This window comes from Alphaproteobacteria bacterium, from assembly GCA_004295055.1.
Taxonomy (GTDB): Bacteria; Pseudomonadota; Alphaproteobacteria; order SHNJ01; family SHNJ01; genus SHNJ01.
Genome location: SHNJ01000031.1, coordinates 222,028 through 239,990, shown reverse-complemented (window position 1 = coordinate 239,990; position 17,963 = coordinate 222,028). Strand labels below are relative to the sequence as shown.

General features: G+C 50.7%; 16 protein-coding genes. 13 read left to right on the top strand and 3 right to left on the bottom strand.

Annotated features, from left to right (window positions below):
* The first annotated feature begins 30 nt into the window (after positions 1-30).
* The 12 genes from EYC62_08755 to EYC62_08700 all read left to right on the top strand — a co-directional run bounded on the left by EYC62_08755 (position 31) and on the right by EYC62_08700 (position 12,163).
* Positions 31-1,587, top strand: coding sequence for a replicative DNA helicase (locus EYC62_08755; GenBank protein ID TAH32811.1), 1,557 nt, complete (start codon positions 31-33; stop codon positions 1,585-1,587).
* Positions 1,550-2,683 (top strand): alanine racemase, encoded by a 1,134-nt coding sequence (alr, locus tag EYC62_08750; GenBank protein ID TAH32810.1) that lies wholly within the window; start codon positions 1,550-1,552, stop codon positions 2,681-2,683. The genes EYC62_08755 and alr overlap by 38 nt, the downstream gene beginning before the upstream one ends.
* Complete coding sequence (locus tag EYC62_08745) at positions 2,683-3,312, top strand: hypothetical protein (GenBank protein ID TAH32809.1); 630 nt, start codon at positions 2,683-2,685, stop codon at positions 3,310-3,312. The genes alr and EYC62_08745 overlap by 1 nt, the downstream gene beginning before the upstream one ends.
* Positions 3,313-3,361: 49 nt before the next feature.
* Positions 3,362-4,147: an ABC transporter permease gene (locus EYC62_08740; GenBank protein ID TAH32808.1), complete on the top strand. Its 786-nt coding sequence runs from the start codon at positions 3,362-3,364 to the stop codon at positions 4,145-4,147.
* Complete coding sequence (locus tag EYC62_08735; GenBank protein TAH32807.1) at positions 4,144-4,914, top strand: ABC transporter ATP-binding protein; 771 nt, start codon at positions 4,144-4,146, stop codon at positions 4,912-4,914. The genes EYC62_08740 and EYC62_08735 overlap by 4 nt, the downstream gene beginning before the upstream one ends.
* 177 nt (positions 4,915-5,091) lie before the next feature.
* On the top strand, positions 5,092-6,504 hold the full coding sequence (gene radA, locus EYC62_08730) for a DNA repair protein RadA (protein ID TAH32806.1): 1,413 nt from the start codon (positions 5,092-5,094) through the stop codon (positions 6,502-6,504).
* Between the two features lie 18 nt (positions 6,505-6,522).
* On the top strand, positions 6,523-7,125 hold the full coding sequence (locus EYC62_08725) for a CvpA family protein (GenBank protein TAH32805.1): 603 nt from the start codon (positions 6,523-6,525) through the stop codon (positions 7,123-7,125).
* Between the two features lie 40 nt (positions 7,126-7,165).
* Complete coding sequence (locus EYC62_08720; protein ID TAH32804.1) at positions 7,166-8,653, top strand: amidophosphoribosyltransferase; 1,488 nt, start codon at positions 7,166-7,168, stop codon at positions 8,651-8,653.
* 9 nt (positions 8,654-8,662) lie between these two features.
* Positions 8,663-9,385, top strand: coding sequence for an SDR family NAD(P)-dependent oxidoreductase (locus EYC62_08715; GenBank protein TAH32803.1), 723 nt, complete (start codon positions 8,663-8,665; stop codon positions 9,383-9,385).
* A gap of 9 nt (positions 9,386-9,394) precedes the next feature.
* A complete protein-coding gene (locus tag EYC62_08710) occupies positions 9,395-10,552 on the top strand; it encodes an FtsX-like permease family protein (protein TAH32802.1) in 1,158 nt (385 codons plus the stop codon).
* 4 nt (positions 10,553-10,556) lie between these two features.
* The gene (locus tag EYC62_08705; protein TAH32801.1) at positions 10,557-11,264 is read left to right on the top strand and encodes an ABC transporter ATP-binding protein; all 708 of its coding nucleotides are present in this window, start codon (positions 10,557-10,559) and stop codon (positions 11,262-11,264) included.
* 8 nt (positions 11,265-11,272) lie between these two features.
* Positions 11,273-12,163, top strand: a complete 891-nt coding sequence (locus EYC62_08700) for an efflux RND transporter periplasmic adaptor subunit (GenBank protein ID TAH32800.1) — start codon at positions 11,273-11,275, stop codon at positions 12,161-12,163.
* 220 nt (positions 12,164-12,383) lie between these two features.
* Here EYC62_08700 and EYC62_08695 read toward each other — a convergent pair whose 3' ends face one another.
* Complete coding sequence (locus tag EYC62_08695; GenBank protein TAH32799.1) at positions 12,384-14,741, bottom strand: OmpA family protein; 2,358 nt, start codon at positions 14,739-14,741, stop codon at positions 12,384-12,386.
* A 203-nt stretch (positions 14,742-14,944) separates the two neighbouring features.
* Here EYC62_08695 and phaC point away from each other — a divergent pair, with 203 nt between their 5' ends.
* A complete protein-coding gene (phaC, locus tag EYC62_08690; GenBank protein ID TAH32850.1) occupies positions 14,945-16,705 on the top strand; it encodes a class I poly(R)-hydroxyalkanoic acid synthase in 1,761 nt (586 codons plus the stop codon).
* 83 nt (positions 16,706-16,788) lie between these two features.
* Here the strand turns inward: phaC and EYC62_08685 are convergent, their stop codons facing one another.
* On the bottom strand, positions 16,789-17,373 hold the full coding sequence (locus EYC62_08685; protein ID TAH32798.1) for a nucleosidase: 585 nt from the start codon (positions 17,371-17,373) through the stop codon (positions 16,789-16,791).
* Complete coding sequence (locus EYC62_08680) at positions 17,374-17,895, bottom strand: gamma carbonic anhydrase family protein (protein TAH32797.1); 522 nt, start codon at positions 17,893-17,895, stop codon at positions 17,374-17,376. It lies immediately after the preceding gene.
* Positions 17,896-17,963: the final 68 nt, after the last annotated feature.

Here is a 17,963-nt window from a genome sequence, read left to right as displayed (position 1 = left end):
TTTGTAAAGCTTATACTTTACAAATAACAAATGCAGGGTTTCATGGAATTGGTCAAAACATCCGCCAGCGCAGTGCGTTTCAGCAATAAGAATTATCTGACCGAAGACGGTCCGGTCAATTACCGCACGCCGCCATTCAGTGTGGAGGCGGAACAAGGTTTGCTCGGCGCGATTTTAATCAACAATCAGGCTTATGAAAAAATTTCCGATTTTCTGATTCCGCAGCATTTTTTCGATCCGCTGCATGCGCGGATTTTCGATGCGATCTGTAAAATCATCGAACGCGGCCAGATTGCCAATCCCGTTACGCTGAAACCGTTTTTTGAAACCGATGCCGATATGGCGCAATTGGGCGGAACGCAATATCTGGCGCGCCTGGCCGCATCGATCGGCAGCATCGTCAACGTCTACGATTATGGCCGGTTGATCCATGATTTATTCATGCGGCGCCAGTTGATATCCATCGGCGAAGAAATGGTCAACGATGCCTATGATCCCAAGGTAGAATTGACCGCGAATGAACAAGTCGAAGGATGCGAGCAGAAATTATTCGAACTGTCTAAAACCGGCAATGTCGAGGGCGGGTTTCAACCCCTGTCCCAGGCGCTGACCAGCGCGATCAACACCGCCCAGGCGGCGCATAAGAACGATGGCCGTATTTCCGGCGTTGCGACGGGATTCCTCGATATCGACAAAAAAATGGGCGGGTTACACAATTCCGATTTGATTATTCTCGCTGGCCGCCCGTCGATGGGAAAAACTGCGCTAGCCACCAACATCGCCTTTAACGTCGCGCGCAAATTCGGCCAGGAAAACCGGGAAAATCCAAAAGAAAAGCCGAAAACCGTCGCATTCTTTTCGCTCGAAATGTCGGCCGAACAATTGGCCAACCGTATTATTTCCGAGGAATCGGGAATTTCATCCGAATTGATCCGCCGCGGCGCGATTAACCGCGATGAATTTTCACGTGTGGTCGATGCCGCGAACACATTATCGCAAATCCCGTTCTGGATCGATGAAACTCCGGCGCTGTCCATTTCCGCGCTGCGTACCCGCGCCCGCCGCTTGGCGCGCCAAACCAATTTGGGCCTGATCATTATCGATTACTTGCAATTGATGACCCTGCCAGGCGGATTTTCCAAGGGCGATAACCGCGTGCAGGAAGTTTCCGAAATCTCCCGCGGACTAAAGGCGGTTGCGAAAGAATTGCATATTCCAGTCATTGCCCTGTCCCAGTTATCGCGCCAGGTGGAAAACCGCGACGATAAGCGTCCGCAATTGGCGGATTTGCGCGAATCCGGTTCGATCGAACAGGATGCCGACGTGGTTATGTTTGTGTATCGCGAAGCCTATTACGCCGAACGGGCCGAACCGCGCCACGCCAAAAGCGATGAAAGCCAGGATGAATTTTACGCCCGCGCCGAAAAATGGAATATGGGTTTTGAGAAAATCAAAAATTTGGCCGAAGTTATCGTCGGCAAGCAACGTCACGGCCCGATCGGTTCCGTGACCTTGCATTTCCAACCATCAACCACAAAGTTTTCAAACTATGCCCCAGCCGACGGCGAAGATCATTCCGGTTTCTAACAGCAATCAGCTGTTTAACGCGGGTCCCGTATTGACCGTGGACCTGGATGCCGTTCGCAGCAATTATCAATTGCTGCAAAAAACGGTTGCGCCGGCTATTTGCGCCAGCGTGGTCAAGGCCGATGCCTATGGGCTGGGCATGGACCGGGTGGCGGTCGCCCTATCCGAAGTTGGATGCAAAGATTTCTTTGTCGCCTGGGTCGAAGAGGGCATGGATTTACGCCCACATTTGCCGAATTCCAGAATCTTTGTACTGCACGGCGCGATTCCCGGCACAGTCCCTGAAATTTACAAACATAATTTGATCCCAGTCGTAAATCATTTGGGCCAATTGGCGGAATGCGCCAATTATGCGGCGCGGGTTGAAAAAATTCTACCTGTCGCGATTCATGTCGATTCCGGGTTGAATCGTTTGGGCATGCCGATTGAAGAAGTCACTAAACTTTCCCAGAACCCGGATTTATTAAGCGGTTTGCAATTAGAATTGGTGATGAGTCATTTGGCCGTTCCTGCCCTTGCCAATCACCCGATGAATGCGCAGCAATTACACGATTTCCGCAAGGCCCTTGCGTTATTGCCAAAGGTCCCAGCCAGCATCGCCGCATCCAGCGGTTCGTTCCTGGGCAAGGATTATCATTTCGATATGGTGCGCATCGGTTCAAGCATTTACGGCATGAATCCGCAACCGAATAAGCCCAACATCATGCGTGCCGTGGCGCGGCTCGAATTTCCAGTCCTACAGTTGCAAGAAATTCCGGCGGGAAAAACCATCGGATACGGCTGCACCTATAAAACCGAACGCACCACCCGCATCATGACGCTGGGTGGCGGGTTTTCGGATGGATATATGCGATCCCTGTCGAACGCCGGCACGATTTGGATTGGCGATTACCGTTGCCCAGTCGTCGGCCGCGTGTCTATGGATTTAATCACCGTCGATGTCACCGATATTCCGGCGCATTTAGTGCAACCAGGGCAAATGGTCGCGATTCTGCACGATCAATATACGGTCAATCACCTGGCCGGCGAAGCACGCACCCGCACCACGGAAATCCTATGCGGCCTAGGCCGTAAACCAAAACGGAGATATGTATAATGACTATAAAAAATTATATTCCTGCTATTGCAGTAGGCGCGGTTACTACCATAGCCCCTTTGGCAAATGCCGATATTATTCAGTACACCCACAGTGTCAGCAATGTTGATTACAACGGCACCCCATCTACCAGAGAATGGTGGATTCCCGCCATTGATCCAAATCAATACAGAATCAACGGAATGAGCTATTGGGTATCCCATAACGGCACCGCCAACATTAATCTGAATGTTCCCAACCCTGTTTCGTTTTCTTTCGCCCACGGATATCAAATTTATGCCCTAGTCAATTCCGATCCGAATGTTTTAGTAAGCGCTCCTGGATTGGCTTTTGTCTTTAATTATACTCCGCAAAGCGGCAACATATCGTTTACAAACGATATTTGGGGATCTACCGGACAAGGCCTGATTGACCCTAACGCCTTTTATGGCACTGGCATGAACAATATCACATTTCAATTTGGTCCTTTGGTACCAACCACGAATCCGGATTTTACCGTCTTGTCGCAAAGCGCGAACAACATCACTGCCTATTTTGAAATCAATTTCGATGTAGAACAGGTTCCTTCCCCTGGCGCGCCGGTCTTGCTTGGATTCGCAGGCTTATTGGCCAACAGGCGCCGGCGTTAGAGTAACATTTTCTGGCCAATTGGGCTTAATCTTGGTATAAGTTTCGCTTATGCAAAATCCTACCTTATTCTTATCCACTATCGGTCAAACTTTTATTACTTTTCTTGCCGCGACTGGGCGGCTGGCCGCCTTTACTTGGAGCGGTCTGCGCGCCAGCGTGTCGCCGCCATTTTATCCGCGCCTGATTTTGCGGCAGATTATCGATATCGGCTATTACTCCCTGCCCGTCGTTGGCATGACCTGTCTATTTTCCGGCATGGTGCTCGCATTGCAATCCTATACAGGCTTTGCGCGCTTTTCGGCCGAAGGCGCGGTTGCAACCGTCGTCGTTCTATCCATGACCCGCGAATTGGGCCCCGTATTGGCGGGATTGATGGTCGCCGGGCGCATTGGCGCCGCGATGGCCGCCGAAATCGGCACCATGCGCGTGACCGAACAAATCGACGCGTTGACCACCCTTTCCACCAACCCGATGCATTATCTAGTCGCGCCCCGGCTGATTGCCGGTGTGACGATGCTTCCCCTGCTCGTTCTGGTTGGCGATATTATCGGCGTGTTTGGCGGATATATTATTGGTGTTTACAAATTGGGCTTTAACGGCGCGACTTATCTTAAAAATACTTTTGATTATTTAGAATTCGAAGATGTGTATTCCGGCCTTGTTAAGGCCGCCTGTTTCGGATTCCTGATTACTTTGATGGGCTGCTATCAAGGCTATAATTCCCGCGGCGGCGCACAAGGCGTTGGCGCGGCAACGACGAAGGCCGTCGTTACGGCCTCGATCATGATTCTAATCTTCAACTACTTTATCACTGAAATGTTCTTTGCCCGATGACCGTAAAAATTTCCATACGCGGCCTGTATAAATCTTTCGGCCCGAAAAAAGTTTTGCAAGGATTGGATCTCGATATCAATCAGGGCGAATCGGTTGTCGTTATCGGCGGATCGGGATCGGGCAAATCGGTATTGTTGAAATGTATTTTAGGCATTGTCCGTCCCGATGCCGGCAGCATTAAAATCGATGACGAAGAAGTCACCAAATTAAGCGCGCGCGAACGCCAGGAAATCATGCATAAATTCGGCATGTTGTTCCAAGGCTCCGCCCTGTTCGACTCGCTCCCCGTATGGGAAAACGTGGCATTCGGCTTGATCCAAGGCCGCGGTGTTGCCCGTGAAGAAGCCAAAAAGATTGCGATTGAAAAACTGGCGCAGGTCGGATTGCCGGCGCAAACCGGCGATTTGTTCCCGGCCGAATTATCGGGCGGGATGCAAAAACGCGTATCGCTGGCGCGCGCGATTGCCGCGAATCCAGAAATTATTTTCTTTGACGAACCGACCACGGGCCTTGATCCGATCATGGCGGATGTCATCAATCAATTGATCAAGGACTCAGTGAAAAAACTGGGTGCCACCACGCTTTCCATTACCCATGACATGGCTAGCGTGCGTAAAATCGCCGACCGCGTCGCGATGCTATACAATGGCAAAATTATCTGGACCGGCCCGGTAAAAGAAATTGATTCCAGCATGAATGAATATGTCGATCAATTCATCCATGGCAAAGCCCAGGGCCCGATTGAAATGGCCGTTAAAGTTGCTTAAATTGTAGACAATTACCCTCCCCTTGAGGGAGGGTCAAAGTTGCGGTGAGCAACTTTGGGGTGGGGACCGATTCTCTCCCCCAAAGATTCTCTAATATTCACCACCGCATCCCCACCCCAAATGCTTCGCTACGCTTCAGCATTTGACCCTCCCTCAAGGGGAGGGTATAAAGTCAGTATGGCCAAAGATAAATCCAGCTTCGTGTGCCAATCCTGTGGCAGTTCTTTCCCAAAATGGATGGGCAAGTGCGAGGCTTGCGGTGGGTGGAATACCCTGACTGAAGAAGTCCAAGCGGCCAAGACCAGCCAATTTTCCCGCAAAATTAAATCGTCGCGCAAATTGGAATTCTCGTCCCTTCAGGCCGAAGATAAAAATTATACCCGCGCGCAAAGCGGCGTGAACGAATTCGACCGGGTTTGCGGCGGCGGTTTGGTGCCAGGTTCTGTGATTTTAATCGGCGGCGATCCTGGCATAGGCAAATCGACTTTGTTATTGCAAGTGGTCGCGAAATTATCCGGGAAATTGCCTTGCGCCTATATTTCGGGCGAAGAATCGATGGAACAAATCCGCCTACGCGCACGGCGATTACAAGTTGAATCCGCGCCGGTGGAATTGGCCAGCGCGACGAATGTTGGCGATATTATTGCCGCCATCGACCGTGCGGACGGCCCAAAAGTAGTCGTGGTCGATTCCGTGCAGACTTTATATTTGGAAGCGATTGAATCATCGCCTGGCACGGTTTCCCAAGTTCGCGCATCGGCGCATGAATTGATTCGCGTTGCCAAGGCGCGCGGATTCGTATTGTTCCTGGTTGGCCATGTGACCAAGGAAGGCACCATCGCCGGGCCACGTGTTTTGGAACATATGGTCGATACTGTATTGTATTTCGAAGGCGAGCGAGGCCATCATTTTCGCATTTTACGGGCAGTGAAAAACCGTTTCGGCGCGGCGGATGAAATCGGCGTGTTTTCTATGACCGAATTGGGATTACAAGAAGTTCCAAATCCATCGGCATTATTTTTATCCGAACGGCGCGGCGATGTTTCCGGTTCTGCCGTATTCGCCGGGATGGAAGGCACACGGCCCGTATTGGTCGAAGTGCAAGCATTGGTCAATCCCACCAATTTCGGCACGCCGCGACGCACCGTGATCGGTTGGGATGCCGGACGTTTATCGATGCTGGCGGCCGTGTTGGAGGCGCGTTGCGGAATTCCATTATCGAATTACGATATTTATTTGAACATTGCTGGCGGAATTCGCATTACCGAACCCGCCGCCGATTTGGCGGTTGCGGCGGCATTGACATCCGCCCTGTCCGGCACCTCGATTGCCAGCGATACAGTGTTATTCGGCGAAATCGGATTGTCCGGCGAAGTACGCAGCGTGTCGCAAATCGATCAACGCATCAAAGAAGCCGCGAAGTTAGGATTCAAGCATGCTTTCTTGCCCAAACCGATGCAAGGACGCAATTATCAGAATTTTTCCGGCATCGGCGCCACATCGATTGAAAATATCCACGAATTATTGCAAAAATTGGGGCTTCGGGACGGTCTATCGTCTAGAAAATCTACACCTAGGTTGGCAACCTGATACTTTCAGCCGCGGAGCATTCGCTTGCATCTTACCTCTATCGATTTAATCGTATTGGCTGTTATCGTCATTTCCGGATTTTTCGGGGCATGGCGCGGCATTGTCAAAGAAACCTTGTCGATTGCCGGATGGGCTGCCGCCCTGCTCGCTCTATTTTACGGCTTTGCGCCGTTCCAACCGGTCACCCGGGATTTTATTCATAATCCGGCCATGGCCGATTTCGTCACTGGCGCTATATTATTCGCAGGCACGTTGATTATCGTATCGGTGTTTACCCATTTCCTGTCGAAATGGGTGCATAAAACCGCCTTTGGTTCGGCGGACCGGTCGTTGGGATTTGTGTTTGGCGTGGTGCGTGGCGGGTTGATTATATGCATGGCATTTTTTCTGTATTCGGCTGCGGTGCCGGACATGGATGAATATCCGGATTCGCTGAAAAATGCCTATACGCTGCATTATATCCAAACCGCAACGGATTATATCGCTGATTTTGTACAGCAAAATCAAGTAGATGATGAGGATTCCTTGCGCGACAAAGAAAAACAGAAAGCAGATGAAAATTCCAAGGAAACCGAGTATAAGGATATTGAAAAAAATGGGCTGGAGCCCCCAGCCCCCTAATAAAAAATAACAGGATCATCACGGGTAAAGGGACATTGCGATGACATTGGATTTAGACAAATTCACCACCAATCCTTTTGATGACGACAAGTTCAAGGATGAGTGCGGTCTGTTCGGCATTTTCAATCATGGCGACGCATCGGCCCATACCGCGCTTGGCCTGCATGCTTTGCAGCACCGAGGCCAGGAAGCCGTCGGTATCGTTTCTTTCGATGGCAAAAAATTCCATGCTACCCGCGCGCTAGGCCATGTCGCCGACAATTTCGGCAGCGAGTCTGCAATTGCCGAATTGCCCGGTAATAATTGCGTCGGCCATGTGCGCTACGCAACGACCGGCGATGTAATCATGCGCAACGTCCAGCCATTTTTCGCTGAACTTGATTTTGGCGGATTTGTACTGGCGCATAATGGCAATCTGACCAACGCCCTCGAAATTAAAAAAGAATTGGTAAAACAAGGTGCGATTTTCCAATCCACCACCGACAGCGAAGTGGTGATCCATTTAATCGCCCTGTCGAAAAAAGAATCTATTATTGACCGCGTGATTGATGCTTGCCGTAAAATTACCGGCGCTTATTCGCTGGTAATGATGAATAAAGAAGCCGTGATCGGCGTGCGCGATCCAAACGGCGTGCGTCCGCTGGTTTTAGGCAAATTGGGCGATTCGCACATTTTGTGTTCGGAAACCGTGGCGCTGGATATTATCGGCGCGGAATTTATTCGCGACGTAAAACCGGGCGAGATGGTGATTATCACCAAATCCGGCGTGCGGTCATTGATGCCGCTGCCGCAAAATACCCCGCGATTCTGTATTTTTGAATATGTCTATTTTGCCCGTCCGGATTCCACTATCGACGGGCGAAATGTTTATGCGGCGCGCAAGGCAATCGGGGCCATTCTCGCGCAAGAATCCCCTATCGAAGCCGACATGGTTATCCCGGTTCCCGATTCCGGCGTTCCCGCCGCCATCGGTTATGCCACCGAATCGAAAATCGCATACGACATGGGCATTATCCGCAATCACTATGTTGGCCGTACCTTTATCGAACCGACCGATAAAATCCGCCATTTGGGCGTTAAATTGAAACACAACGCCAACGTGCAGCATATCAAGGGCAAGCGCGTAATTCTGGTGGACGATTCCATCGTGCGCGGTACCACATCTAAAAAAATCGTCGAAATGATCCGCGCCGCCGGCGCCAGCGAGGTGCATATGCGTATCGCATCGCCGCCGACCATGAACCCGTGTTTTTATGGCATCGCCACCCCGGACCGCAAGGATTTGATCGCCGCGCAATACCCGGTCGAGGAAATCCGTAAAATGATCAAGGCCGACAGTTTGGCGTTTATTTCCATCGATGGCCTGTACCGCGCGATGGGCGAAGCCGGCCGCAATAACAAAATGCCGCAATTTTGCGATGCTTGTTTCAGCGGCGAATACCCAATCGCCTTGACCGATTACGAACCAAAAAAAGCAAAAGGCGCAGCGGATGATTCCAACCTGCCTTTGTTGCGCGAGATGGCGTAAGGCCGGTTAATGAAACTTCTTCAGGATAAAATTGTTTTGATCACCGGCGCATCGCGCGGGATCGGCCGCGCCGTTGCGGTGGAATTTGCCCGTCAAGGCGCACGGTTGATTTTAACCGGGCGCGATGTTCCTGCGCTGGAAGAAACGGACGACCTGGTGCAAGCGGCAGGCGGCGAGGCAACCTTGGTGCCGCTGGATTTATCCAAAGTTGAAATGATCGACACGCTGGCGGCGGAATTGGCCAAAAAATTCCGTCGGCTGGATGTGTTTGTCGGCAATGCCGCGACGCTGGGTATCCTGGGTCCCTTGCACGATACAAAACCGCGCGATTTCACCAATGTTATGACCGTGAATGTGCACGCCAATTGGCGTTTATTACGCGCAATGCACGGCGGCTTATTATCATCGAAAGCCGGACGGGTTATTTTCACCACCAGCGGCGTGACCGAATTCAATCCCGCCTATTGGGGCGCGTATAATATCAGCAAATCGGCGCTGGAATCGCTGGCCCACACTTACGCCAACGAAGTCGCCAGCACCAATATTCGTGTTAACCTCGTCGATCCAGGCGCGGTGCGTACCCAAATGCGGGCCGAGGCGTTTCCGGGCGAGAATCCGATGACTTTGCCACCGCCCGAATCCATCGCCCCCCTTTATGTGCAATTGGCGCTGGATTCTTGCACCAGCAATGGTAAAAAATACTACGCGCACAAGGATATCAAAGCCGCCTAGGATTCCATCATGAATTTAATCGCACTGAAAATGCTGATGGGCGATAAATTAAAATATTTTTCGCTGATTTTCGGCATTGCCTTTGCGACCCTATTGATTGCGCAACAAGCATCCATTTTTCTTGGCCTAATGTACAATACCGGCGCGAGCATCCGCGATACGGTCGGCCCGTATGATTTATGGGTCATGGATCCCGAAGTGCAAATGAGCGAGGAATATAAACCCCTGCCCGATACCGCGCTCGACCGGGTGCGCAGCGTTTCCGGCGTTGAATGGGCGGTGCCATTAATGCGTATCCGCACCAATTGTCGCCTGCCCGATGGCAAAACCGTGACCTGCTTGATGGTGGGCGTCGATGATGCGACACTGGTGGGTGGCCCCGCCAAAATGGTGCAAGGCAAATTGACCGATTTGCGCCGCGATCAGGCTATTATGGTGGAAATAAAGGAATTGGATCGCACGTTGAAATTAAAACCGAATCCAGATGGGTCGCAGCCAGTTTTACAGGTCGGCGATTCGATTGACATCAATGACAACCAAGCGATTATTACCGGATTTTTCGAAGTGGGCCGGAAGTTTTTCTGGGAACCTTTGATTTATACCACTTATAACCGCGCGCTTTCCTATGCGCCAAAAACGCGTAAAATGCTGACCTTTATCCTGGCCAAGGCAAAACCGGGCCAAAATATTCAGCAAGTCGCCGACAACATTCAGCAAACCACCGGATTGAAAGCATTGACACGCGAACAATTCCAGGAACTGACCAAACAATATGTGATGACCAACACCGGCATTCTGATCAATTTTTCGATTTCGATGGCGCTTGGGTTTGTAATCGGTTTGTTGGTTTGCGGACAGATATTATACAATTTCACTTTGGATAATCTTAAATATTTTGCGACATTAAAGGCATTAGGCGCGACCAATGGACGGTTGTTCCGTATTGTGGCAACCCAAGTCGTTGTCGTCGGCAGCATGGGATACGGCATTGGGCTTGGGGCGGCGGCGCTATTCGGCACGCTGATGAGCGGTTCCCGCCTCGCCTTTTTAATGGTATGGCAAATTCCGGTTGTCGCCGCTGGCGCCATTTCCATAATTTGCCTGCTGGCCGGATTTTTGAGCCTGCTAAAAGTCTTGCGCCAGGAACCTGGCATAGTATTCCGGTGATGACATGAAAGATGTAGCCGTCCGATGCCATAATCTGCAAAAAAACTTCGGCTCCGGAGAAACGAAGGTACCGGCGCTGCGCGGCATTGAACTGGAAATATACAAGGGTGAATTGTTGATGCTGGTCGGCCCGTCCGGTTGCGGCAAGACAACATTAATTTCGGTCATCGCCGGGATTCTTAACCGCGATGATGGCGAGTGCAAAGTATTAGGCGCGGACTATAAAAACATGAGCACGCGGGAAACCACCATGTTTCGCGGCAAAAATATTGGTTTCGTTTTTCAGTCGTTCAATTTATTGCCTTCGCTAAGCGCGGCGGAAAATGTGGCCGTTCCTTTATTGCTGCAAGGCATGTCCCAGTCCAAAGCGATAAAAAAAGCAACAGAAATGCTGGGTGAAGTTGGCCTTGGCGATCGTGGACGCAGCCTGCCCGGACAATTGTCCGGCGGCCAGCAGCAAAGGGTTGCTATTGCCCGGGCGCTGGTGCATCAGCCAAACATTATCGTTTGCGATGAACCCACATCGGCGCTGGACAATCAGACAGGGCAAAAAGTGATCCAATTGTTAAAACAAACCGCAGCCAATCACAACAAAACCTTGATTATCGTTACTCACGACAATAGGATTTTCCAATATGCCGACCGGATCGCGCAATTGGATGACGGACGGGTCGTGAAAATTACAACCGACTATAAAGAAATTATTCATTAGGTGCCGCCATGCGTAAATATATACTTCCCGTATTAGCCATTATTGGTGTCGTATTCGCCGCCAATTTCGTCGCCAAGCAACGCAAGGATGTCCCCAAACCCCCGGCGGAAATGTCGGAACCCGCACCGGCGCCATTCGATCAAACGATATCCGGAACCGGCATTATCGAGGCCAGCAGCGAGAATATTGAAATCGCATCGCCCATCGGCGCAATTGTAAAATATGTCAAAGTTCAAGTCGGGCAAATGGTAAAGACAGGCGATATATTATTCACTTTGGACGATCGCGAGGCGACAGCGAATGTCGATATCAAACGCGCGGCGTTGGATGTGGCCGAAGCCGAACGCCTGGACGCGCAACAAAAATTCGACCGCTGGAAGAAATTAAGCGATATGCAATCGGTCAGCAAGGAAGAATTTAAATCGCGGCAATATGCGGCCCAATTGGCCAGCGCCAATGTCAAACGGGCGCAAGCGGAACTGGCCGCCGCGCAAACAGATTTGGAAATTCGCAGTATTCGCGCCCCAATTGATGGCGAAGTATTAAAGGTCGACGTTCGGCCAGGGGAATTTGCCCCGGCGCAAGTCGCCAATAACCCACTGATTATTTTGGGCAGCACCGATTTGTTATATATTCGCGTCGATATTGATGAAAACGATGCCTGGCGGGTAAAGCCGAATACCAAGGCCCATGCCAGCCTGCGCGGCAACAAGCAAATCCAGACCGATTTGAAATTTGTGCGGATTGAACCTTATGTCGTGCCGAAAAAATCCCTGACGGGACAGAGCACCGAACGCGTGGATACACGCGTATTGCAGATCCTATATTCCTTCCCTAAAGGCGCGATGCAAGCCTATGTCGGGCAATTGGTGGATGTGCATATCGATGCCGGGAAGTAAGAACTAATTATTGTTATTATAAAAATATTCCCTCCCCCTTGTGGGGAGGGATAGCGTAGCTTATTTGCGAAGCAAATTAGCGAAGCTTGGGTGGGGGTAATTGCTATCATCGCGCACCCCCACCCAAGTTATTCTAAGACGCTATCGCGTCTAAGAATAACTAACCCTCCCCACAAGGGGGAGGGCTGTTTTGGAAATTAATAAAGACTTGGGATTTTGCTTAGAACATATCCCAATAGATCTCTACGCGGCGATTCCAAGCCTCGCCCGATGGCATCGATTCGGAATAGGCTTTTTCGGTATCGCCATGCGCGCTGACAATCACGCGGTCTTTTGGAACGCCTAATTTTTGCAAACGTTTGGCAACATTATCGGCGCGGTCTAACGATAATTTATAATTGCGTTGTTTTTGTTTGTCCGGATCCATGTCCGCGGTGCGGGCGCTGGAATGGCCCACGACTTTCAAACCGCCGCCTTTGCCTTGGAACCAATCGGTCAATTGCTTCAGAACCTTATTTTCCTCAGCGCCTAAATTGGAGTTGTCGCCGTGGAAATAAATCGTTGCAACCGGTTTATTGGTATCAAACGCACCGATTGGGGTTGGATATTGGCCGGTACCGGAAGGAATGCTGGCGGTATTCGACGCAACTTGCGTGCGATACGGCGATCTTGCACCCTGCCAGTTACCAAAACCGGAATAGCCATACGGATAATATGGAGCGCCAGTGCCAGATGTGTATGGAGCCGATTGCATCATGCGATCGGTATATGCTTGCATCGCGCCGCCATTATAGCTCCATGGGGTCGCGCCGGTAATTTCAGCCGGTGGAACCAAACCGCCTTGGCCGGTCATGTCAGACCAGGAATAATAATTGCCTTGCTGTACGGGAGGAACAAACGGAGCCGGCATATTCATAGGCGCCATTTCCGCCATATTGGTTACAGATGGCTGATATCCTGCAAATGGCGATGCGGCAATCGGTTGTTGAGCAAACGCATTGGATGGAGGTTGCAACGGCATGCCCTGCAGATTATTGGCAGAGTTATAATAGCTGTCGCCAACCCAAGATGGTTGCGCCATGGCCGGTGCCGGAGTGCCTTCGGCCGTCATCATCAGACTTAGATCGCGTGGATTCAAATATGGAGTCGCGGGAGTCATCGCGGCGGCATTCGATGCCGGCGCTGCCGCTGGCGCTGTCCAGTTTTGTTGTGCCGTTACCGGTGCATCCGGCTGCGCATTGCGTTGATAGGAATCGCCTGTGGTGATGTACACATTGCCATAGGAAATAATCGACGGTTGTTGCGATGTTGCCTGTTGCTGCATCGAAGCCGATGGCGCAACTGGTGTTGTCGCTGGCGGCACTTCGTTCCAAGCCAGATCATTCGCGCCTTGATAAGAATTCTGGCTGTATGGCGTCGTTGGTGGAACCAGCGGCGTGTTATTATCAAAACCGCTGTTATTTTCCATCACGTATAATGGCGTTTTTGGCCAGTTTTGCGTATCGGCATTATGGACCGTTGGCGCGTTGGATGCCTGCGGCGATTCCGAACGCACTGGTTGCGCGGCACGGTAGGAATCAACATTTTGCTGGGTCACTGGCGTTGCCATTTTTTGTGGAACCGGAACAGCCGTTTGCGACCAATTTGGCGTTGCCGCCGGCATTTCGGCTGGCGATGGCGCTAGGGCTTGTTGTGGAACCATTGGGAATTCTTGGATGTAATCGTTCGACGGCTGTGCCCAGTCTTGTTGCATGGCTTGTTGCGCGGCCGCGTGATCGGCTTGCAATTTACGCGCCCATTCGCCGCTGGATTGATCCTGCAATGGCTGCATCGGCACGGACGACAAATTTGGATAGGAATTCATCGGCGCGGTTTGCGCTGGCGCGCGCAAAGGTTGTTCGACAGGAGCGCCAGCCGCGCGTTTTTGCGATTGGTTGAAATAATCCTGCTGGCTGGCTGGATTCAATGCCGGGGCGGTCGATGCGGATAAAGACGGACCTGCGTTATTATTCTGGGCATTCGCATTGTAATCCGATGGCGGCGTTAAAGGCATCGAAGAAAATGCATTGTTTGGCGCAGCCGCTTGCGGTTTTTGTGCAGGCGGTGTGATCGGATTCCAATTAGGGGTATTCTGAGCTGGTGGAGCATATTCCGAAAATTTTGGCGGCGCGAATCCAGGGATTGCAGCCTTTGCCGGTTCCGATATTGCGGCCGGTGCGGCTGTCTTTACCGGAGGCAGCGGTGTCGCGGCGCTTACTGGAACTGGTTCGCCTTCGTTACGAAAGAAATTCTGCGCCTTGTTATACCAAGCTGGCGCATTGGCGGACGGTGGTGCGGACATCGGCTTATTTGCTGCGATGTTATTTACAGCTGGGGAGTTTTGCTGCGATGCAGCATTTTGCGGCTTGATTTGATAGGAAACGCCGCTATCGCCAAAAGCCAAAGCCGAGTTAGTTTGCAGGTGCAAAAAAACTGCCGCTAACAACATACAAACCGAGATACGCCATAGTGTCCGAGACATCGCTAAACCCTTTGATTCTATTGCCTTTATTGAATTGACTATTTTCCCAAGGGGCATATATGGTATAAATACCTTCCCCCAAAGGCGTAGTTATGCATCACTGCCTGTGTAATTGCAACTAACCTTTTATTCACTTCTATGCGCTATCCTGAACATCTCTAAGTCCTTGTTTTTTCCATTGTTTTCCTGAGGTTATTATGTCCCAAAATGCCGAGCAAAAAACGTCCAAAAACTTTGACCCAAAAGAATGGTCCAAGATCATGACCAGCATTGCCGAACAGTCGCAAAAACTGGTCGGTGATTTTGTCAAACAACATTCCAAAGGTGGCGGCGAAGCGATGAACGGCATGGGCATGGGCGATCCCGCCAATGTGGGCAAAGCATTTTTTGAAATGACCCGCCGCATGTTGACCGATCCAACCAAATTATGGAAAGCGCAAATGGATTGGTGGCAGGATTATATCACCTTGGTGAATAACACCTCCCGCCGCTGGCTGGCCGGAACGCCATCGGCACCAGTTATTGAAACGCCGGCCGGAGACCGCCGGTTCAAAGACGAAGCCTGGCAACAAAACGCCATTTTCGATTTTATCAAACAATCTTATTTATTGACCGCGCGCACCATTCAAAATTCGATCAAGGAAATCGATGGTTTGGACGAACAAACCGCGCGCAAAGTGGATTTTTACACCCGCCAGTTCGTAGATGCGATGGCGCCATCCAATTTCGTGATGACCAATCCCGAAGTATTGAAAGCCACCATCGATTCCAAGGGCGAGAATCTGGTTCGCGGACTTAAAAATATGCTGGAGGATTTGGAACGCGGCAAAGGCAATTTGCGCATCCGCATGACCGATGAAAAAGCATTCCAAGTCGGCCGCGATATCGGCGTGACACCGGGCAAAGTTATTTTGCAAACCGATTTGATGCAATTGATTCAATATTCGCCATCGACGGAAAAAGTGCACAAAACCCCATTGCTGATCATTCCGCCATGGATCAACAAATTTTATATTTTGGATCTGCGCGCGAAAAATTCGTATGTCAAATGGCTGGTCGATCAGGGCCATACCGTGTTCATGATTTCCTGGGTCAATCCGGGCAAAGAACTCGCCGATAAAGGCTTTGACGCGTATATGGAAGAAGGTCCGTTGGCGGCATTGGATGCGATGGAAAAAGTCACCGGCGAGAAAGAATTCAACGTCGTTGGATATTGCCTTGGCGGTACATTGCTAGCCTCCCTGCTCGCCTATATGAAGGCGCAAAAGGATGAACGCGTAAAATCCGCGACTTATTTGGTCACGCTGGTTGACTTCACCGAAGCGGGCGAATTATCCGTCTTTATCGACGAAGAACAATTAGCGGCGCTGGAAAAACGCATGAACAAGCGCGGCTTTTTGGAAGGCTATGAAATGGCCACCACGTTCAACATGCTGCGCGCCAACGATTTGATCTGGTCGTTCGTGATCAATAATTACTTGCTGGGCAAAGAACCGTTCCCATTCGATTTGTTGTATTGGAATTCGGATTCTACCCGCATGCCGGCCGCGATGCACAGTTTCTATCTTCGCAATATGTATCAGAAAAACCTGCTGATCCAACCGGGTGGCGTCAGTTTGAAAGGCACCAAGTTGGATTTGCGTAAAATCGACACGCCGACTTATTTGGTAGGCACCAAAGAAGATCATATTTGCCCGTGGAAATCGGTTTACTCCGCCACGCAAATTTACAAAGGCGACGTGGAATTCGTTCTGTCGGGTTCAGGCCATATTGCCGGCGTCGTCAACCATCCGGATGCCAATAAATACCAGTATTGGACCAGTTCGCGTCTTGAAAAAAGCGCCGACGATTGGTTCGATGGCGCCAAGGAACATCCCGGTTCCTGGTGGCCGCATTGGCAGCAATGGATCAAAGAATATGCCGGCAACAAAATCGACGCCGACAAACGCATCCCTGGCAAAGGCAAATTAAAAGCCATCGAAGACGCGCCAGGAACGTATGTGAAGTTTAAGGTGGTTTAATATCCACCCCATACTATATCAAGCCAGGAAAGTAAAATTTCCTGGCTTTTCTTATGCTTAAAAGGCATTCACAATCTAATAAATTAATTTAAGTTGTCGAATGCCTGGCGCAACAATTTCGCGCCCTGATCCAGCGCCTGCTCCCACACTTCTGCGGCTTGGCCATCGGCGCCGTCGCTGATGAATTTCAAACAGCCGAATGGAATATTCTCCCGGTGGCAGAATTTGGCCAATGCAAATGCTTCCATATCCATCACTTGCCATGGGTGCGTGCCAGCATCGTCGACAAAATGATCGCCAGTGCCGCAAACGGCTTCGGGGTAATCGGCGTAACGATTGCCATAAACCAACGGCGATGGCGTTTCATCGAATGGCGCTTGGAACGGCGCGAACCCAAGCGGCGTTACATCCATATCGCGCTCGATAAACGATGTACAATTGATAATGCTTCCGGCCTTGAATACCGGGCTGCCCGCACTGCCAAGATTCAAAATCAATTCGGGATTTGCACCCATTTTCCTGCGCCAATCGTTCAGCGCGCGCATCAATCCATAAGTCGCATTGATTTTACCAACGCCAGTATAACAAACGGGAAAATGTGAAAATAATCCGCGCGCCTCGGATTCCAGCGCAAAAACGATTAAAATGTTTTTTGCGTCCCACGCCATTTATAAATAATCTTTTGCCAGCCTTACATAATGCTGCGCCGACCAGGATAAATGTTTGCGCTCATCCGCCGTCAATTCGCGCACATACTTTGCGGGACGGCCCGCCCACAATTGACCGGTTAAAACTTTTTTGCCTGGAGTTACCAATGCGCCAGCCGCGACAATCGCTTCGTCGCCCACGCTCGCGCCATCCATGATACAGGCTTGCATGCCGATCAACACGCGATTGCCAATGGTGCATGCATGCAGTAACGCCTGATGCCCAATGGTACAATCATCCCCGACGATGGTTGGGATATCGCCGTTTTCTTTGCTGGCACAATGAATCACCACACCGTCTTGAATGTTGGTACTTGAGCCAATGCGAATATGATTCACATCGCCGCGCAAAGTGCAGCCATACCAAACGCTGCTTTGATCGCCTATTTCAACATCGCCAATAATCGCCGCGGTTTCGGCGATAAAAACATTCTTGCCGATTTTCGGAGTGATTTTTTTATATGATCTAATTACAGCGGACATAATTTCCTACTAAAAAAAAAGAGGCAGCCGAAGCTGCCTCTTTGATAGCATAGAATCCAAAGACTCGA